The organism is Niabella hirudinis (genome assembly GCF_051201075.1).
Taxonomy (GTDB): Bacteria; Bacteroidota; Bacteroidia; order Chitinophagales; family Chitinophagaceae; genus Niabella; species Niabella hirudinis.
In genome coordinates this window covers 1-19138 of record NZ_JBPEHJ010000020.1, presented here as the reverse complement: position 1 = coordinate 19138, position 19138 = coordinate 1, and the positions used below count along the sequence as shown (strand labels likewise).

Annotated in this window: 16 protein-coding genes; 7 read left to right on the top strand and 9 right to left on the bottom strand. The window is 47.3% G+C overall.

What is annotated here, in order from left to right:
* From murC to ftsZ, 4 genes are all read left to right on the top strand, one after another.
* Entirely contained in the window at window positions 1–1389 is a 1389-nt protein-coding gene (gene murC, locus GGU45_RS21580; protein ID WP_435228322.1) for a UDP-N-acetylmuramate--L-alanine ligase, read from the top strand.
* Window positions 1386–2714 (top strand): cell division protein FtsQ/DivIB, encoded by a 1329-nt coding sequence (locus GGU45_RS21575; protein WP_435228321.1) that lies wholly within the window; start codon window positions 1386–1388, stop codon window positions 2712–2714. The genes murC and GGU45_RS21575 overlap by 4 nt, the downstream gene beginning before the upstream one ends.
* Window positions 2715–2725: 11 nt before the next feature.
* Window positions 2726–4111, top strand: a complete 1386-nt coding sequence (gene ftsA / locus GGU45_RS21570) for a cell division protein FtsA (RefSeq protein ID WP_435228319.1) — start codon at window positions 2726–2728, stop codon at window positions 4109–4111.
* A gap of 83 nt (window positions 4112–4194) precedes the next feature.
* Window positions 4195–6090 carry a cell division protein FtsZ gene (gene ftsZ / locus GGU45_RS21565; RefSeq protein ID WP_435228317.1) on the top strand — a complete coding sequence of 632 codons (1896 nt, stop codon included), beginning with the start codon at window positions 4195–4197 and terminating at the stop codon, window positions 6088–6090.
* A gap of 506 nt (window positions 6091–6596) precedes the next feature.
* On the opposite strand, the gene GGU45_RS21560 is transcribed toward ftsZ, so the two are convergent.
* From GGU45_RS21560 to GGU45_RS21540, 5 genes are all read right to left on the bottom strand, one after another.
* Window positions 6597–7631 (bottom strand): NAD(P)H-dependent glycerol-3-phosphate dehydrogenase, encoded by a 1035-nt coding sequence (locus GGU45_RS21560; RefSeq protein WP_435228315.1) that lies wholly within the window; start codon window positions 7629–7631, stop codon window positions 6597–6599.
* Window positions 7632–7761: 130 nt separating this feature from the next.
* Entirely contained in the window at window positions 7762–8520 is a 759-nt protein-coding gene (locus tag GGU45_RS21555; RefSeq protein ID WP_435228313.1) for an SDR family NAD(P)-dependent oxidoreductase, read from the bottom strand.
* A 74-nt stretch (window positions 8521–8594) separates the two neighbouring features.
* The gene (locus GGU45_RS21550; RefSeq protein WP_435228312.1) at window positions 8595–9392 is read right to left on the bottom strand and encodes an alpha/beta fold hydrolase; all 798 of its coding nucleotides are present in this window, start codon (window positions 9390–9392) and stop codon (window positions 8595–8597) included.
* Entirely contained in the window at window positions 9392–10987 is a 1596-nt protein-coding gene (lnt, locus tag GGU45_RS21545) for an apolipoprotein N-acyltransferase (protein ID WP_435228310.1), read from the bottom strand. The genes GGU45_RS21550 and lnt overlap by 1 nt, the downstream gene beginning before the upstream one ends.
* A 242-nt stretch (window positions 10988–11229) precedes the next feature.
* Window positions 11230–11766 carry a DUF6702 family protein gene (locus GGU45_RS21540; protein WP_435228308.1) on the bottom strand — a complete coding sequence of 179 codons (537 nt, stop codon included), beginning with the start codon at window positions 11764–11766 and terminating at the stop codon, window positions 11230–11232.
* Window positions 11767–11942: 176 nt separating this feature from the next.
* On the opposite strand from GGU45_RS21540, the gene GGU45_RS21535 reads away from it, so the two are divergent.
* Window positions 11943–12524, top strand: coding sequence for a HupE/UreJ family protein (locus tag GGU45_RS21535; RefSeq protein WP_435228306.1), 582 nt, complete (start codon window positions 11943–11945; stop codon window positions 12522–12524).
* A gap of 9 nt (window positions 12525–12533) precedes the next feature.
* On the top strand, window positions 12534–14894 hold the full coding sequence (locus GGU45_RS21530; RefSeq protein WP_435228304.1) for a M1 family metallopeptidase: 2361 nt from the start codon (window positions 12534–12536) through the stop codon (window positions 14892–14894).
* 154 nt (window positions 14895–15048) lie between these two features.
* Here GGU45_RS21530 and hpt read toward each other — a convergent pair whose 3' ends face one another.
* From hpt to GGU45_RS21510, 4 genes are read right to left on the bottom strand one after another with little or no spacing between them, the layout of a single operon-like run.
* A complete protein-coding gene (hpt, locus tag GGU45_RS21525; RefSeq protein WP_435228302.1) occupies window positions 15049–15588 on the bottom strand; it encodes a hypoxanthine phosphoribosyltransferase in 540 nt (179 codons plus the stop codon).
* Between the two features lie 3 nt (window positions 15589–15591).
* Entirely contained in the window at window positions 15592–16212 is a 621-nt protein-coding gene (locus GGU45_RS21520) for a glycoside hydrolase family 73 protein (RefSeq protein ID WP_435228301.1), read from the bottom strand.
* Window positions 16213–16221: 9 nt separating this feature from the next.
* On the bottom strand, window positions 16222–16860 hold the full coding sequence (locus tag GGU45_RS21515; RefSeq protein WP_435228299.1) for an O-methyltransferase: 639 nt from the start codon (window positions 16858–16860) through the stop codon (window positions 16222–16224).
* Window positions 16861–16875: 15 nt separating this feature from the next.
* On the bottom strand, window positions 16876–18354 hold the full coding sequence (locus GGU45_RS21510; protein ID WP_435228297.1) for a sodium:solute symporter: 1479 nt from the start codon (window positions 18352–18354) through the stop codon (window positions 16876–16878).
* A 79-nt stretch (window positions 18355–18433) separates the two neighbouring features.
* On the opposite strand from GGU45_RS21510, the gene GGU45_RS21505 reads away from it, so the two are divergent.
* Entirely contained in the window at window positions 18434–18970 is a 537-nt protein-coding gene (locus tag GGU45_RS21505; protein WP_435228296.1) for an LOG family protein, read from the top strand.
* Window positions 18971–19138 lie beyond the last annotated feature (168 nt).

Genomic DNA, 19138 nt, shown 5'->3' with positions numbered 1-19138 from the left:
GTGCAGGAAAAGAAAATAGAAGCTATAAAACGGGTTTACTTCATCGGGATTGGTGGAATTGGGATGAGCGCCCTTGCACGTTATTTTCATTCAAAAGGAATTGAAGTAAGTGGGTATGATAAAACGGAGACGGCGCTTACAAAGGCCCTGACGCACGAGGGTATACCGGTACATTATGAAGACAATCCGGAGTTGGCGCCCAAAGATGCAGACTGGGTGGTATTTACGCCCGCGATACCGGCAGACCACAAGGAGCTGAATGATTATAAAGCCGCCGGATACCCGGTGATGAAGCGGAGCGAGGTATTACAAAAGATAACAGAAAGTTCTTTCAATATATGCGTAGCCGGTACACATGGTAAAACCACTACTACTACCATGATTGCCCATTTGCTGCGCGACAGCGGGTATGGATGCAACGCCTTCCTGGGTGGTATTTCGGCCAACTATAATACCAATTTCTGGAGCAGTGAAAAAGACGTTTGTGTGATTGAAGCGGATGAGTACGATCGAAGCTTTTTGAAACTCAGCCCGGATATTGCAGTGGTAACCGCCATTGACCCCGATCACCTGGATATTTATGGCACTGCAGAGCAGGTACGACAGGCTTTTGCTGATTTTGCGAAGCGCTTAAAAAGAGGTGGATTGCTGATCCGCAAGCTCGGTATCGGGCGCGAACTGAAGGCTGAACGTATGTGGCAATACAGCCTGCAGAACGATGGCGCCAATATTTATGCGGCCAATATCAAAGTGCGGGATGGGGGGTATGTATTTGATGCCGTGCTGCCGGCACAGCTTATAGAAGGGTTGCAGCTGAACATGGGAGGCATGCACAATGTTGAAAACATGGTGGCCGCAATAGCAGTGGCGGGCTCTTTGAATATTGCGCAGGACAAGATCAAAACAGCGGTAGCATCATTCAAAGGTGTAAAGCGCCGGTTTGAATACATCATCAAAGAAAAAGACCTTGTTTTTATTGATGATTATGCGCACCATCCGGAGGAGTTAAGGGCGTTGATAAATAGTGTAAAAACCCTGTTTCCTCAAAAGAAATGTACATTAATTTTCCAGCCGCATCTGTACAGCCGTACAAAAGATTTTGCCCAGGATTTTGCTGCTGTTTTGAGTATGGTAAACAAGGCTGTTTTACTGCCTGTTTATCCTGCGAGAGAACAACCGATCCCCGGAATTGAAAGCAATACCATTGCTGATTTGATGGATGGGGCGGACCCCGTATTGATGACAAAGGAGCAATTGTTGAAATGGATCGAAGATGATTTTTCAAAAAATCGAGAAAAAGAATTCGGAGAAGTGATCATTACCGCGGGCGCCGGCGATATTGACAAATTGGTTGCCCCTGTAAAAGACCGTTTATTAAATAAAAAGTGAACCGGAAAAGAGCTATAAAAAGAATGTTGCTGACACTCATGTGGCTGGGTGTAGGGGCGGGTATGTTTACACTGATCGCTGCGGCCATACGTGTACAGGACGGAAGTAATTGTAAAGGTTACGAAATCCGCATTCGCGGCGCGCAGGGTGGAGGAAGTTTATTTACTTCTGAAGAGCAAATCGTAAGGCTGCTGAAAGAAGCATCCGGGGGTAACGTAGCGGGACAGCGTAAAACTGGCTTTAATCTGCCGCGTATTGAAGACCTCCTGGAGCAGAGCGCCTGGGTATATAATGCCGAATTATATTTTGATAACAAGGACATCCTTCGTGTAAACGTTGCCGAGCGCAAACCATTAGCGCGGGTATTTACCGCCGCCGGCCAGTCGTTTTATTTGGATGAGGCCGGAAAGCAGATTCCCCTTTCGGATAAGATTTCACTGGACGTTCCGGTATTTACAGGTTATCCCGACAGGAAAATTATGAATGCGGCCGATAGTACGCTGCTCGAAAACATGATTGCCGCAGCTTCATTTATTAACAGCGACTCCTTTTGGGTATCGCAGGTATCGCAGATCGATATTCATAAATGCGGTAGTGACTGCTGGAACATGGAAATGATACCGGTGGTAGGCAATCACCGGGTAGACCTGGGCGATGGCAGTGACATTGCTTCCAAATTTCACCGGCTGTACCTGTTTTACGACCAGGTGCTGAAACGTACAGGCTTTGACAAATATAAACGGGTGGAAGTGCAGTATAACGGTCAGGTAGTGGGGGTTAAAGGCAACGACTCAAAACTGGATTCCCTGCAGCTCCGGAAAAATATTGAAGACTTGTTACAGCAGTCGCGCAAGGCCAATGATCTGATAGAAGTGGCGCAGGTGGTGCCCGGACTTCATTTACTGGCTGTGGATACATCTGCCGATGCGGCGCGGTTGTATGCGGCACCCGTTAGCGATGAGGAAGGTGCAGACTCTCTGGGGCTCATGACAGCCGAAATGGAAGATGCAAAACCGGTGCTCCCGGTTGCTCCAAAAAAGGATATCAATCGGGGAACATCGGAGGACAAGACTACTGCCAAAAGAGCAGCGCCTGTAAAACATTCGAAGGGAGCGGCCCCGGCAAAAAAAGAAGCGCGTAAAAATACAACCGCTGCAAAACCGCAGGTAAAAACAAGCGCAAAGAAGCCCGCAGAAAAAACGGCAGACAAGAAAAAAACAACATCGAAGAATAAGACGGTGACGAAGAAAACAGCAGCGGCAAAACCCAGGCCGGTTGTTAAAAAGGTTGCTGCAAAGAAAACACCCGCTAAAAAGAACAACTAAAAACGAAATATATGAATCCTGAACAACCCATTATTGTAGGACTGGACATTGGAACCACCAAAATTGCTGTTATTGCCGGGCGCAAGAACGAATTCGGAAAACTGGAGATTCTGGGCTTTGGCAAAGCGAACTCTAATGGAGTGAAGCATGGCCAGGTCTTAAACATCGATGAAACGATCAAGGCTATTAAAATGGCGTTGGAGAATTGTTTGTCGTTAAATCCCAATCTGAATATCGGAGAAGTGTATGTGGGTATTGCGGGGCATCACATAAAAAGTTTGCAAACCCGCGGCGATATTGTGCGTGAAAATGAGGAAGAAGAAATATCCCAGGCTGAGGTAGACCTGCTGATCAGCAAACAATATAAAACCTATATTCCTGCTGGCGACCAGATCATTGATGTTATTGCCCAGGAATATACCATTGATAATATGCCCAATATTGTAAGGCCAATCGGGTACAGCGGTGTAAAGCTGGGCGCCAATTTTCATATCATTACAGGCGATAAGAATGCGATCCGGAATATCAACCGCAGTGTCGAAAAAGCCGGCTTATATACCAAGGACCTGGTGTTACAGCCACTGGCGTCTGCATCGGCGGTAATGGGACAGGAAGATCTGGAAGCGGGTGTGGCCATCGTGGATATTGGAGGAGGTACTACTGATCTTGCCGTGTTTGCCGATGGTGTATTGCGGCATACAGCGGTAATTCCCTTTGCAGGAGAAAATATTACCAATGATATAAAAACCGGTTTAGGTGTATTAAAAAGCCAGGCAGAACAGATGAAGACGCAGTTTGGCAGTGCCCTGGCCAATGAAGCAAAGGCCAATGCTTACATCACCATACCGGGGTTACGGGGTATGCCGGCAAAAGAGATCAGCGTTAAGAACCTGGCCAACATCATCCAGGCCCGGATGAGCGAAATACTGGACTTTGTAACCTACCACCTGAAACAGATTGGTATGGACAACCGCCAGTTAAACGGGGGTATCGTGCTGACTGGTGGCGGATCGCAGCTGCGGCACCTGATCCAGTTAACCGAATATGTTACCGGTTTGCCGGCCCGGATCGGCCTGCCCAATGAGCACCTGGCTGCAGGGCATATCGAAGAATTAGCAAAGCCCACCTACTCTACCTGCCTGGGCCTGATTCTGAAAGGGTATGATGATTTTGAGAATAACCGGAAAGTTTTTGAAAAGAGTTTCATCAGCATTCCTGTGCCGCAGAACCTCATTAAACAGGGTGCTATGCCGGGTATGGAAGGAGCAGCGATGGTTGAGGAAGATACGATCAACACAGCTACCCTGGAAAAAAGGCAGCCACTGAAAAACTTTTGGGACAAATTTAAAAATGGTATCATCGATATCTTCAAGGAAGAAGAAGACGGCCATTTGTAAACACAACAGCAATAAACAACAACTATAATTAACCCATTTACAAAACAGGTTTTCATGGAAGGGAAACCACAAATTTTTAAAAGATGATACATTTTGATCTACCCAAAGAACAGTCCTCGATCATCAAAGTGATCGGAGTAGGTGGCGGTGGCGGTAATGCCGTTAACCACATGTTCAGTCAAAACATCGATGGCGTAAATTTCATTATTTGTAATACAGATGCGCAGGCACTCTCAAACAGCCAGATCCCTAACCGGATCCAGCTGGGCCCCCAGCTCACATCGGGTTTGGGCGCCGGCGCCAACCCCGAAATCGGCCGCCAGGCAACCGAAGAGTCGCTGGAAGAAATCAAACGTATCGTTGAGGTAAACACCAAAATGGCGTTCATTACAGCGGGTATGGGCGGTGGTACCGGAACCGGCGGCGCTCCCATTATTGCAAAGATCTGTAAAGACCTGGGAGTGCTTACCGTTGGAATTGTGACCATGCCCTTTGCCTACGAAGGTAAAAAACGTCATAAACAGGCCGAAGAAGGAATCAAGATCCTGAAACAATATGTAGACACCCTGCTCGTGATCAGCAACGACAAACTGCGGCATCAGTTTGGAAACCTGAAAATGCGGGAGGCGTTTGAAAGGGCCGATAATGTGTTGGCAACCGCAGCAAAATGTATTACAGATGTAATCAACAGCACCGGCCAGATCAACGTAGACTTTGCCGATGTATGTACCGTTATGAAAAATGGTGGTGTCGCTATCCTGGGTAGCGCTACCTCCTCCGGTGAAAACCGCGCGCAGCGCGCGATTGAAGAGGCGCTCAACTCTCCGTTGCTGAACGATAATGATATCCGCGGTGCAAAATGGATTCTGATCAATATCAACTCCGCCGAAGGCGATTCGGAATTCACCATGGACGAAGTGGAGGTGATCCAGGCGCATTTATTAAGCCAGGCCGGAGAAAATACCGATGTAATTCTCGGATTGGGCTATGATAATTCACTCGGCGATGAAATTGGTATTACGCTGATCGCAACCGGGTTTGAAAATAAGGATCCGTTTGTAAAACCCGTGCTGAAGAAAGAAGAACAGGATGAAGGGAAGATTGTAATGACCCTTACACCACAGGAGAATACAGCACCTAAGATAACGCCCAAGGTAGAAGCGCCGGCGGTGATTGAGCATGAACTGAAGGAAGCGGAAAAAAGTTTGGGGCTGCAGGAAGACCCCATGATGCCCAGGCTGGTGGACGAAATTCAGTATTTTGATACGCCCATGCCCACGCTGGAAGATATGGCCAACCAGGGTTTTGAAAAGGAAACAGCAGATGTACATTATACCCTGTCGGCCGATGATAACGAAAAAATAGGGGTCAATGCCGAGCCGGAAACTGCTAAAGAAGTGATCGTAGAGATTGTAGCAGAGGAAGAACAAGCCTTTCTTTCGCCCGCCTTACCCAGCGAAGACCGGGTGCTGGAGCAGCCGGTAGCAAACGAGCCGGAGCCGGATCTTTCTGCAGGCGCAGGCGTGCGTAGTTACCTGGCAAAACCTTCCAATATTTATGCGGAGCAAAAACAGGAAGAGCCTATAGCCCCGGCTGCGGTACCGGTACCCGTAGCTGCCGAAGAGAAAATGGAACTGGTGGAAAAAGGGGATTTGCAAAGGGATGAGGTGCCGGTTTCTGTAAACCACGCAGAAAAAGAAAAACCGGTATTAAGCCCCGAAGAAGAAATGCAATTGCAAAAGCGTAAACAGATGGAACGCCTGCAAAAATTGCGCAACCTTTCTTTTAATGTGAACAGCAGCGATCCAAATAATGAATACGAAACGGTTCCGGCCTACATCCGCCGCAATATGGAACTGCAGGATAACTCCAATCACATTGAAAGCTACTATAGTAAGTTTGAAGTGAGCTCCGATGATAAAAATCAGGGTCAGATCAATACCATTAACACCTTCCTGGATGGTAAAAAACCAGACTGATTCCTGTGAAAATTCGACGTCCTCCGTTTAACGGAGGACTGCGGAGTTTGGGTGTATAGTTTATAGTTGTGGCCCCGGTAGTTATCTATCGGGGCTTATTCGTGGGGTTCAGTCACATAAAGATCCTCTTATACGATAATGATATTTATTTCAGACCAGCTAACTCTTTGCGCCATTGCTCCGTCGCGTCGTTGCGAGAAATGTATACGTCTGGTTTCTTAATTATTTTTTTATTATAATCACTGAAACACACACTGAATTTTAAATTTCAAAACAGGCTGCTGCTATACGCCCATTATGCGGCCTCGTATCCCGATGGCCAAAGTCCGGCGCCTCAATGCCTCAGTAGGTAACAAGCACTCCCTGTTGTTTTTATTTTACGCAAGAGAGTAAAGATGCGGGCCTACTTGTGGTAGTGAAGGGTGAAGCATGATTTCATGATTCTTTGTGTGTCTTTGAGCCTTCCTGTCTTTGTGACTCTGTAGCAACAAAGACCCCTATTTATATCAGATCAGGAATTTTTCAATTTTTTCAAACCCTTTTGCAGGTGGTAATCCTTCCCAAAGGATCTGGTAAAGGGTTTCAGCAATGGGCATCTCTGCCTTCAGCGAGCGATTGGTGTTGTAAATACATCTAGCGGCATTGTATCCTTCGGCCACCATGCGCAGCTCCAGTTGTGCCGCCTGTACGCTGTATCCTTTACCGATCATATTACCAAATGTACGGTTGCGGCTATGCAGGGAGTAGCAGGTTACAAGAAGATCTCCCAGGTAAACGGAAGCAGAATAGTTGGCATATTTTTCTTCGGGGTTATCGATGTCGGTATGCTCACCCACCACGATATGTTCGGCTCCGAATTTTCGTAAAAAACCGGCCATCTCATCCGCGCTGTTGGCAATATACACACTTTGGAAATTATCGCCGTAATCCAGTCCATGCGCAATGCCGGCCCCCAGTGCATAAATATTTTTTAATACAGCGGCATATTGTACCCCCAGGATATCGGTGTTGACCACGGTATTAATAAAGGACGATTTAAAATGCGCTGCAATGCTTGCCGCCATAGCTTCATCAACGCCTGAAAAGGTGAGATACGAGAGTTTTTCGGCGGCTACTTCTTCCGCATGGCAAGGCCCCAAAACTGCAAAATAATTTCTTAACGATACATCAAAATAGCGTTCCAGGTATTCGTTAAGCAGGATATTTTCACCGGGAAGAATGCCCTTGATGGCGGAGAGCATCTTTTTGTTTTTGAAAGCATCCCGCGGCAATTCCTGAAGGCTTTCCGCTACATAGGCGGAGGGCATAGCAAGGATCAATACTTCCGACCGGTCTACTACTGCATGCAGATCGGTAGTTAAATATAACGACCGGGTATTAAGTACTGCGGAAGTTAGATGCCTTGGGTTGTGATGGCGTTGTTTGATAAAGCCGATAGCTGTTTCACTGCGCAGGCACCAGTTTACCTTGTGCCCGTTGTCGGTTAAGATTTTAACCAGCGCCGTAGCCCAGCTGCCACTTCCTGCTATCCCAAATTTCATAGCCAAATGAATAATGTTTATGAAGCAAAGGTACCATTTTAAGTTTCAGGTTTCAAGTTTCAGGTTCGGAGCCTGCCTACTTGCCACTTGCTATTGCCTGTTTACCGTTTAAAGCCGCAACTTTCAGATGTTACTCCCGGTCGTAATAAAAACAATCTGCCTGCTGGGTGCAACTGATCACAAGGTCGTTGATGCAAACATGCTCCGGAAGGGTGGTACAATAAAAAATAGTTTCGGCCACATCCGTTGCCACCAGTGGAATCAAACCATCGTATACATGATCTGCTGCAATGCGATCGCCTTTAAAGCGAACCATCGAAAATTCGGTATCGGCAGCGCCCGGATGAATGGCAGTTACTTTGATATGGTGTGGCAGCAGGTCGATCCGCATGGCCTGGGAAAGCGCATCTACAGCGTGTTTGGTGGCGCAATACATATTTCCCTGGGCGTATACCTGTTTAGCTGCAACCGAGCCAATGTTGATGATATGCCCCCGCTTATGCGGGATCATCAGTTTGGAAACAGCTTGTGCTACATAGGCAAATCCCTTCAGGTTGGTATCCACCATCGTATCCCAGTCGTCCAGGCTGGCAGTATCAAAAGTATCCTTTCCTGCAGCCAGGCCGGCATTATTGATCAGCACATCCACCTGTTTCCATGCCTCGGGAAGCGTACCAATCAATTGCAATACCTGCTCCCGGTTTCGTACATCAAATACAAGCGGTAACACCTCAACAGCGTAGCTGGCAACCAGCTGGCCCGCCAGCCGCTCCAACCGGCCTTTTCTTCTTCCGGTGATGATAACATTATAATGGTTAGCGGCAAATTTCATTGCACAGGCTTCACCAAAGCCCGCCGTAGCACCTGTGATAAAAACGATTTTATTCATACTTCTTGGTGTATTAGAGTTGAAATTTAAGAATCCGGAATCCAGCCCATTCACGATTCACCCTTGTCTTTTCACTACTTCAGCTCCATCAAAAAGGCTTCAATTGCCGCACTGGCCTTTTCGGATTCTTCCAGCATGCCCATATGACCCGATTGATGAAGGACATGAATATAGGAAACGCGGGGCATCGACGCCTGCTTCAGAATATCTTCAAAGGAGATGACGGTATCCTGCTCACCGATAATGAACAATACGGGCAATTCGGTTTTTGAAAACAGATCGATCCGTTCAGGTCTTGCGATCATCGCCTCGTAGTAGCTTTTTAAGGCCGGCTTCAGGAAAACCGGGAGCCTTTCTGTGAAATTTTTAACGATGCCTGGTGCCGTTTTTTTTGTATGCTCCGAAAATAAGTTGGGAATGGTAGTTTTCAAAAATGCATCGGTGCCGTTCTTTTCAATAAAGGCGATGCCTTTACGGCGTGTTTCTTTTTTTTCTTCCGTGTCGGCCGCAGCGGTGGAATGAAAAAGGCCGAAACCGCCCAGCGCAAACGGGTATTTTTCCGCAAAAGCCAGGGTTGCATAACCGCCCATGCTATGCCCGATCAACACCACAGACTCCAGATCTTCAGCATCGATGATCTGTTTAACCACATCGGCAATGCCTTCCATACTCACATCGCCGGTTAGCTCCGATTGACCGCTTCCGGGAATGTCCGGCACAATTACCTGGTAGTTATGCCGCAGGTAATCAACCTGGTTTTCCCATACAGTACGATCCTCGCCAAAGCCGTGGAGCAATACGACCGGGCGCCCCATACCTTCAACGGTATAATGGACAATGCTGTTATTAATATGGATTGTTTTTGTATCCATCAGGAAGATTTTTGAGTGATTGCCTTTTTTTGAATGATTGCTTTGTAAATAAGAAACAATAAAAATGCCAGTGCTGTCACGGCAGCTATACCAAAAAGCCAATCTCCATGCCGGGTATAAAAAGTTTCCGATACAAATGCCGCTACCGTTTGTTTCAATACCCCTTTATGGTTCCAGGGCAGCTGTTGTATAATATTTCCATAAGGGTCAATAAAACAGCTGATTCCCGTATTGGCGCTGCGGGCCACCCATTTGCGGCTTTCGATAGCGCGAAGGCGTGCATATTGCACGTGCTGCCGGTAACCCTGGGTATCACCCCACCATCCGTCATTGGTAACTATGCAGATAAGGTTGGCGCCCTTACGGTTGAAAGCCGAAAGATAGCCGCCATAAATGCTTTCATAACAAACGGCGGGCGTAATATTGAACGTATGGTTGCTTGTTTGCAATACTCTTTCGGTTGTGTCGCGGGCATAACCTCCCATGGTGCCTCCGAATTTTTCAAATAACGGACCCATAAAACTAAGGAAAGCGGGCAATACTTCCGGACCCGGCACCAGTTTTGATTTATGATAGATCTGTGCCGATGCGCTGTCAAAAAGGGCTGCGCTGTTGTAACCCTCAACAAAGCTGCCATCCGGTAGTTTTTGTGCATACCGGCTCACTCTTGTGGTAAACAGCCTGCGGCCTTCAAGGCCGGTAAGAAGATTCATCTGCGGATGGTCCCTTAAAAACGCCCATAGGGGTGTCAGAAACCGGTTTTCTTTTAGCTGGTCTTCCAGTACAGCGTACGGAACGGCAGTTTCCGGCCACACCACCAATGCTGTGTTGGCATCAATCTGCTGTTGCGATAAGGTAATGAGTTCCTGTAGCTGCATTTCTTCCTTTCCGGCAGCAAATTTGGTATCCCAGGGATCATAATTGGGTTGCACCACTACCACATTATATTTATTATGTTCAAGTATCAGGTTTTGTTTGGTCCATCTGGAAAGGATAACGGGTGTGCCCAATGTGAGTATCCAGGCTGCGGCCAGTTTAAAATATCCGGTGCTGCGGCCCTCTTCCTGGTAACGGAGCAATAAATTGTGGACTAAAACATTGCTCAGTAAGATCCACAAACTGCCACCCGCCACACCGGTATATTCGTACCATTGCACCCAGCTGGGGTGCAGGGCAAAAGCATTGCCCAGGGTGAGCCAGGGCCAGCTCAGGTCCCAGTTGAGGTGCATCCATTCAAAGCTCATCCAGTAAACGATCAGTGCAAGCCCGGCAACCAGCCGGTTCAAAAATTTCCGGGTAAAAAAGTATACAAGCCAGGGCAGGCACATGATGAGGCTGTTGGCCAGGAACGCACTGATGCCGCCGGGAATGCTGGCTTTGGCTACCCACCAGGTGGTAAGCACATTCCAGAGCAACAGGGTTATGTAGGACAAACCAAAAAATTTTTTCCAGGATCCGGTTGTTTCTGCCAGGCGCAGCAGCGGCACCCAGGCTACAAAAAGCAATAGAGTAAGGGGCGATGACGGCCAACCAGCCCACAACAAAACGCCCCCCAACAGGGCCATCCATAAACCTGAACTGTTCTTGATATTCATGTACCGTTGCTTAGAGCCCAAAAGTAACATGCTTTTGGCAAATTGCAGCTGGCTTCAGTTCAAAGTTTCGGTTCTATGCTCAATGTTCCAGGATAGGATGCATCGGGAGTGGCAATATATTGAAGGCCGTGTATTAAGGGAACGATGCAGAATGCTGATGAATCTATTAAGAAATGACAAACCTGTTAATGTGTAACACGGATCTCATTTCCACATTTCCATATTTCCACATTTCCACATTTTCACATTTTCAAATTAAAGCTCAGTTGCAGCTTCCGCTCCGGATAAGTTAGCTTATTGCTTTTCCGGGTGCCATTCACAATGAAATGCACAATGTTCACCTGATCCCTGAAAAGTTCATACAGTATTGTATTCTCAACTGTGATATTACCTGCATTAAACGCAGCAGCATCGGCCGTTGTGTATACATAAACGGCTTCATGATCAACTTCCCACCCAAAAAAATTAAGCGGCAGCGCCCGCCCGCTGCTGCGGATACTTAAGTGAGTGGTAATATACTTGGTGACCAGTTCGTTCAACGAAGCTTTCTGGGATTTGTCACTAAAATCAACCCGTGTCTTGTAGGACCGGGCCAGTACCGATTCAAAATCATCTGTGAAGATCCTGGTGCTGATTTCAAGGCGCCGTGTTTTGCTGCTGTATTCAATTTCAGTAGCGCTTACATGAAATGGGTGCCATGCCCGCCCGGAAAAGCCGGAGAGCAGCAGGACTGCCAGCAGGGCCAGCAGGCCATTTCTTTTATATCGGTTACATGCCATTAATACAAATAAAGGAATATTATATGAAGATGGTAAATTATATTTCTCTTGTAAATTTATTATTTTTAGCCGGGAGGAACTCCTGTTAAGTTTTTCATTCTTTGTTTGTGGAATTTGCAAATGAAAATTTAATGTACGTTTGACGGTTGGCATCATAAAAATTTTACAGAGCCCGTATGAACAGTTTTTGGTTTTATTTTGTGGAGGGGTGGCGGCATATTATCAGCCTGGACGCGCTGGATCATCAGCTCTTCATCCTCGCCCTGGCCGTTATTTATACTTTTGGAGACTGGAAGCGGGTGCTCGTCCTCGTAACGGCTTTTACCATCGGGCATTCATTAACATTGGCGCTGAGCGTTTTTGATATCATCAGGATTACGACCTCCTGGGTTGAATTTTTAATACCGGTAACCATCCTGTTAACGGCTTTATGGAATATACTGCGGCAAAACAAACCCAAAAAGATGAATGCCAACTATTTCCTGGCCCTGTTTTTTGGGTTGATTCATGGATTGGGGTTTGCCAATACGGTCCGCATGATGCTGGCCAGTGACGAGTCGGTCGGAACGGGCCTGCTGGGGTTTAACCTGGGGCTGGAAGCCGGGCAGGTGATAGTGGTGTTGCTGATTCTCCTGCTTACGGAGTTATTGGTTGCAGCCCTGAAAGTTCCGCAAAGAATGTATATTTTCGCGGTATCAGCCCTGGTGCTCATCATCTCGTTAAAGATGGCGCTGGAGCGGGTGCCGTTATTATCATAAATTACCTACATGCGAAGAATTCTGTTTATTGCTGCTTGTCTTTCCTGTATTATTGGTTATACCCAAAATATTCAAAATAATCCCGGGAGCAACCACGGGAACAAGTTTGAGCAACTGGGAACGATCCTGCCTACCCCAAATGAATACCGCACGGCCAGTGGTGCTCCGGGCCCCAAATACTGGCAACAACGCTGCGATTATACGATCAGTTGTGTGCTTGACGAAAAAGAACAGCAACTGACGGGTAACGAAACCCTGAATTATTTCAACAATTCCCCCGATGTGCTCACCTACCTGTGGCTGCAGCTGGATGAAAATGAGCACAGCAATAAGGACAACGCCAATTACCAAAATAAAAGCAAACTGCCGGAAACCCTTACGGACAAATCGCTGGCCCTGATGGAGGAAGCTGATGGGCCGGATAACGGCTATGGACACAAGATCCGCTCCATAACAGATTTGGCAGGTAAAGCGCTGCCCTATACCATTAATAAAACAATGATGCGGGTGGACCTGCCCGTGCCGCTGAAACCTGGTCAGCGGTTCCAGTTTAAGATAGCATGGTCCTATAAGATCCCGGATCGTATCACTTACGGCGGCCGGGGCGGTTACGAGTTGTTCCCGGAGGATGGAAACAGCCTCTATACCATTACACAATGGTACCCGAGGGTATGTGTGTACAGCGATTTCCAGGGATGGCAAAATCATCAGTTTACCGGCCGGGGGGAGTTCGCCCTGACCTTCGGGAATTTTGATGTGCAGATGACGGTGCCTGCCGATCATATTGTGGGCAGCACCGGCGAATGCCAGAATTATGCGCAGGTTTTAACGCCGGCACAGCTGGCACGTTACCAGAAAGCAACCACCGCTAAAGAGCCGGTGGAAATTGTGACCCTGGAGGAAGCAAAGACCGCCGAAAAAACAAAGAGCACCAAAACCAAAACCTGGCATTTTAAGGCAGATAATGTGCGGGACTTTGCCTGGACCTCTTCCCGCAAATACATCTGGGATGGGATGCCGCAGCTGGTGAATGGGAAAAAGATCATGTGCATGAGTTTTTATGGAAAAGAAGCCTATGGCCTGTACCGGAAGTTTTCGACAAGGGCGGTAGCGCATACGATAAAGACCTACTCGGCATTTACCATTCCCTATCCCTACCCGGTAGCCCAAAGCGTGGAAGCGGCCAACGGAATGGAATACCCGATGATCTGTTTTAATTATGGGCGTACTGAAAAAGATGGAACCTATAGTGAGGCTACAAAAAACGGAATGCTGGGCGTAGTGATCCATGAGGTGGGACATAACTTTTTCCCAATGATCGTAAATAGTGATGAACGCCAGTGGACCTGGATGGATGAGGGGTTGAATACCTTTGTTCAATACCTGACGGAGGAACTTTGGGACAATAAATTCCCCAGCAAACGCGGGCCGGCCTGGACCATTGTTGATTATATGAAACTCCCGAAGGATCAGCTTGAGCCCATCATGACCAACTCGGAAAATATTGTGCAGTTTGGTCCCAATGCCTATTCAAAACCGGCCACGGGATTGAATATCCTGCGGGAAACCATCATGGGGCGCGAGCTGTTTGATTTTTCGTTTAAAGAATATGCCCGCCGCTGGGCGTTTAAGCACCCCACACCCGCCGACCTGTTTCGTACAATGGAGGATGCCAGCGCCGAAGACCTGGACTGGTTTTGGAGAGGCTGGTTTTACAGCATTGACCCGGTAGATATTTCGCTGGACTCCGTAAAATTGGCCCGTGCCGATGTGGAAGCCGCAGTGCCACCGGCAAAAAGGGAAATAAAAAAGCCTGATGCGCCCCAGGTGCCGGAGTTTGATGATATCTCAAAAATAAGGAACCGGGACGACCGGAAAATTACTTTTTATACTGATGAAGACAAGGAAGCCCGCGATTTTTACTGGCGCTATGCCCGCGGACAGGAGCCGTATGACAGTACTAAAACGTTTACAACAGAACGGAGCCCAACCGTTGGCAGCCTTAGCCCGGAGGCGAAGCAGCAATTTTCGGATAAGTATTTCTATGAGTTAATGTTTTCCAATAAAGGCGGGATGGTGATGCCCATCATTGTTGAATTTACCTTTAAAGATGGCAGCAAGGAGGTAGACCGCATCCCGGCGCAGATCTGGAGACACAATGAGAAGACCGTAAGCAAGCTGTTTGTAAAAAATAAGGAAGTAGCCGCCATCCGGCTCGACCCGCTCCGGGAAACAGCGGATATCGATGAAAGCAATAATGTATGGAACCAGATGCCCGCTCCAACAAGGTTTAAAGCCTTTGCACAAAAAACAGGTGCGGCGCGTGGGCAAAGCACCGGCTCCAATCCCATGCAGCAGGCGCAGAAATAGCTGCAACAGAAATTTCGAATGAGAAATGGAAAATATTGAATGTAAAAGGGGAATATTCCCTTGTGCTTCGTGATGTTCTTATCCGAAGCAGATTACTACTTCTTCATTCTAAATTGGATATTTCTTATTTTACATTTTTGCGGCTCAACCGCTTTTAGTCCGCTGCCAGCTGGTAAATATCCCTGTAATTTCTTCCCAGCCCATCATAATCCAGGCCGTAGCCTACCACAAATTTGTTGGGAATAACGAAACCGGTATAATCGATAGAAACATCAAATTTGGTCATTTCTGCTTTATGCAGTAATGCCACAATTTTCAGCGACCGGGGTTGCTGGTGTTGCAGCTGTGGAAGAAAAAAGTGCAGGGTTTTACCGGTATCTATGATGTCTTCAAGGATCACTACGTTTTTATCGTGCAGGTCTTCTTCCAGCCCGATAGCAGTGGTAACGTCGCCGGTAGATTTCAGGCCTTTATAGGAGACGAGTTTGATAAAACAGATCTCACTTTCGATAGTCAGATATTTAAAAAAATCAGCCGCAAACATAAAAGAGCCATTCAGGATGGCCAGGAAATATACTTTCTGACCAGCGTAATCGGTATTGACGGCATCTGCCAGTTCCCGGATGCGCTTTTGTAATGTTGCCTCGGGTAGGTAAATGGAAAAAGCTTTGTCGTGTACGGTAATTGCTGCCATAGGTTAAGGATTGCTTTTAGGCGCGGCCTCTTTTTCGGCAGGCTTCTTCCCCGCGGGTGTTTCCTGCAGTTCGGTGCCGGCCAGGGCAAGTGCTGCGGGCATTTCTTTTTTACCCATCGCCATCAACGTATAATCTTCCAGGTTATAGCGCTCTATCAAACCAATCAGGAGCTGCGGGTATTTGGGGTTGGTGGCATAGCCCGCTTTCTTTAAACCATTGGCCCAGGCTTTGTAATCGGTGGGGTCCAGCTCAAAAAGAAAAGCATAACGATCGCGCCCTTTTAAGAAATCAGAATGGTCACGAAAGGAGGCTTCGGGGTGCTCGTATTTTATAAAACGCTCCTGCGGCCGGTCGTCATCATGCAACACATAGGGACCGGTATAACCCGTTTTACATTTAATACCAAAGTGGTTGTTGGAGCGCTGGGCCAGGTCGCCGTCACCCGCGCTGGATTCAAGGATGGCCTGTGCCAGTTTAATAGCCGCCGGTACACCGGTCCGCTGCATTTCCTGCATGGCTATATTGCGATATTGTTGAATATATGCAATCACTTTGTCGGATTGCTGTGCAGTGGCTGTAATTGTTATAAACAGGGCCGCGGCTAAAAATAATTTCCGTATCATCAAACTCAATTACAATTTTCGTAATAAATAAAGTCCGTCTCTGATGGTCAGAACCAGCTTGTCAATTTCATTACTGTGGTGGACAAAATCGTTAAACGCCTTAATGGCTTTTGCACTTTTTCCCTTTGGATGGTCGCTAAGCGCCTGTCCGTGAAAAAAAATATTATCAGCTAAGATAAAACCATTTTTCCGGACTGCCGGCAATACCAGCTTAAAATAATCGATATAGCCCGGTTTATCTGCATCGATGAAGACCAGGTCCCAGGATTCGTTCAAAGTCGGAATAATGTTCAGCGCGTTGCCCACGTGCAGTTTTATTTTGGGATATAACGCAGATTTTCTGAAAAAATTGTGTGCAATGGCTGCAGTTTCTTCCCGGAACTCGATCGTGTGCAGCTCACCGTCGTTTGTTAGCCCTTCTGCAAGGCTCAATGCGCTGTAGCCGGTAAAGGTTCCGATTTCGAGAATGCGCCGCGGGCGGATCATGTGGCTGATCATTTCCAGCAGTTTTCCCTGCACGGGTCCGCTCAGCATATGCGGTTCTGCATGGTTTTGTTGAGTGTAGTCGTCCACTTCCTGCCGCAAGGGATCGGGGAGGGTAGAAAAATTAACGGCAAACTGTTCTAATCCGGCGGGTAATAATTCCATCTTATTTATTGCTCATTAGTGAACCGAATCCTGCTCCAGCTGCGAAAGATCGGAAACGGGTTTTGAAATCATCAGCAGTCCTATAAATGTGAGCGCCGCATTAATGATGATCAGTTCCAGCCCGATCTTAAAATCGCCGAAAAGTGCGGATTGGTATTTATCAATAAAGAAGCAGATGATGGGGGCTATAAAACATACATAGGGCACCAGGCGATCGGCCGGCCGGCGTTTGGTAAAAATACCAAAGGCAAAAAGACCCAGCAGCGGACCGTACGTATAGCCCGCCAGTTTGAGGATGATGCCGATCATGCTGTTATCGTTGATCCAGTAAAACATCAGCACCAGCAGCAGGAAGGACAGGGCCACCAGCAGGTGCACTTTCTGGCGAAACCGTTTCTTTTGTGTTTCATCCATATCAGTGCGGCGTTGCAGGCCGGCTATATCAATACAGAATGAAGAGGTAAGGGCCGTCATGGCTCCATCTGCGCTGGGAAACAGGGCGGAAATCAACGCCACTATGAAAATAATTGAGATATAAGGAGGCATATGGTTTACTGCAACATCCGGAAACAGGGCATCTCCTTTAGCAGTCAGGTGCTCCTGGGCTGCAAATAAATGCAATAGGCCTCCAAGATACAGGAACAGGCCAATAACAACCACCATAATAAAGGCCAGGGATATCATGTTCTTTTTTGAGTCCTTCAGGTTGGTTACGGAAATACTTTTTTGCATCATTTCCTGGTCAATGCCCGTCATACTTAGCGTAATGAAGGCGCCGGCCAGTATCTGTTTGATAAAGTAATCGCTTTTAGAAGGATCCGTCTTGAATATTTGGGAGAGCCCGCTGCTGCGCATGGCTTCCAGGCTTTCACCCACGCCCATATTCATGTGACTGAGCAGGTAAATGGTGCAGATGATAAGTCCCAGTAGCATACAGGTAGTTTGCAGGGTATCGGTCCACACAATCGTTTTTACACCGCCTTCAAAAGTGTAAAGGATGATCATTACCAGAATGATGAGGGTAGATACCCAAAAGGGGATACCAAAACTGTCGAGAATGGTGATTTGCAGGATATGAACTACGAGGTATAACCGTGCGGTGGCGCCTACCAGGCGGGAGATGATAAAGAACCAGGCGCCGGTCTTATAGGAAAGCATGCCCATGCGGGTTTTCAGGTATCCGTAAATGGAAGTGAGTTTTAACCGGTAGTACAAGGGCAGCAATACATAGGCTATAAGCAGGTACCCAATCATATAGCCGATCACTACCTGCATATAACCAAAGGCATCCTTACCTACGGCTCCGGGCACGCTTACAAAAGTGACCCCGCTCAGGGATGTACCGATCATTCCAAACGCCACCAGCATCCAGTTGCTGTTGCGGTTGCCGATAAAAAACGATTCATTGTTGCTGTTCTTGCTGGTTTTCCAGGCCACAGCCAGTAAGAGTATAAAGTAGGCAATGACAATCGAAAATAAAATACCTGCGTTCATGAATAATGCTTGTGTTGAACTAAATTTATTTTTGAAGATAGGGAAAATTGAGTTCCTTTTGCGGTAAATATACCGAATCATGAGGATAAGATCACTTGCGGTTTTTTGCGGGTCAAAAGGGGGGCAGGACCCTCTGTTTATAACACATACAGCGGAATTGGGAGCCATTATGGCAGCAAAGGGTTTAACGTTGGTTTATGGCGGCGGAAATGTGGGCCTGATGGGCACGGTTGCCAATGCGGTACTGGCGGGTAGTGGAAGGGTTATTGGAGTGATCCCGCAGCTGCTGGCCGACAGGGAGCGGTCACATAAAGGATTGACGCAGCTGGAAATTGTGCCCGATATGCATACCCGTAAAAAAAGGATGTATGAGCTTAGTGATGCAGCCGTGATCCTGCCCGGCGGCTACGGAACCCTGGACGAATTTTTTGAGATGATCACCTGGAACAACCTGGCCATTCATGATAAGATCCTCTTTGTGCTGAACACCAGCAACTATTATACCCATTTGCTGATGCATATCCGCAAAATGTATGATGAAGGCTTTCTCTACCAGGATCCCTGGGAAAAGATCCGGATGCTTTCATCACCACAGGAGCTGGAACAGTATCTTTAGGAACGTACAGTATATTTGGTGTTTGGCATTGGATATGTTAAGCTCCGGAACAGGGGAGTTTCACGTTCAAAGTCACAGGTGTCCGGGGAAAAAAGTAAGTGTAAATAAAAGAAGGAGGCTTTTGGGCCTCCTTTTAAGTAGATTTAGGTTACCACACACAAAATCTAC

What these genes read in the sequence shown, in the direction of transcription:
- ftsZ (WP_435228317.1), top strand. Translation starts at nt 4,195, where the DNA reads ATGATACATTTTGATCTACCCAAAGAACAGTCCTCGATCATCAAAGTG.
- GGU45_RS21540 (WP_435228308.1), bottom strand. Translation starts at nt 11,766, where the DNA reads ATGGCATGTAACCGATATAAAAGAAATGGCCTGCTGGCCCTGCTGGCA.
- lnt (WP_435228310.1), bottom strand. Translation starts at nt 10,987, where the DNA reads ATGAATATCAAGAACAGTTCAGGTTTATGGATGGCCCTGTTGGGGGGC.
- GGU45_RS21530 (WP_435228304.1), top strand. Translation starts at nt 12,534, where the DNA reads ATGCGAAGAATTCTGTTTATTGCTGCTTGTCTTTCCTGTATTATTGGT.
- GGU45_RS21560 (WP_435228315.1), bottom strand. Translation starts at nt 7,631, where the DNA reads ATGAAATTTGGGATAGCAGGAAGTGGCAGCTGGGCTACGGCGCTGGTT.
- GGU45_RS21510 (WP_435228297.1), bottom strand. Translation starts at nt 18,354, where the DNA reads ATGAACGCAGGTATTTTATTTTCGATTGTCATTGCCTACTTTATACTC.
- ftsA (WP_435228319.1), top strand. Translation starts at nt 2,726, where the DNA reads ATGAATCCTGAACAACCCATTATTGTAGGACTGGACATTGGAACCACC.
- GGU45_RS21515 (WP_435228299.1), bottom strand. Translation starts at nt 16,860, where the DNA reads ATGGAATTATTACCCGCCGGATTAGAACAGTTTGCCGTTAATTTTTCT.
- GGU45_RS21550 (WP_435228312.1), bottom strand. Translation starts at nt 9,392, where the DNA reads ATGGATACAAAAACAATCCATATTAATAACAGCATTGTCCATTATACC.
- GGU45_RS21505 (WP_435228296.1), top strand. Translation starts at nt 18,434, where the DNA reads ATGAGGATAAGATCACTTGCGGTTTTTTGCGGGTCAAAAGGGGGGCAG.
- GGU45_RS21555 (WP_435228313.1), bottom strand. Translation starts at nt 8,520, where the DNA reads ATGAATAAAATCGTTTTTATCACAGGTGCTACGGCGGGCTTTGGTGAA.
- GGU45_RS21520 (WP_435228301.1), bottom strand. Translation starts at nt 16,212, where the DNA reads ATGATACGGAAATTATTTTTAGCCGCGGCCCTGTTTATAACAATTACA.
- hpt (WP_435228302.1), bottom strand. Translation starts at nt 15,588, where the DNA reads ATGGCAGCAATTACCGTACACGACAAAGCTTTTTCCATTTACCTACCC.
- GGU45_RS21535 (WP_435228306.1), top strand. Translation starts at nt 11,943, where the DNA reads ATGAACAGTTTTTGGTTTTATTTTGTGGAGGGGTGGCGGCATATTATC.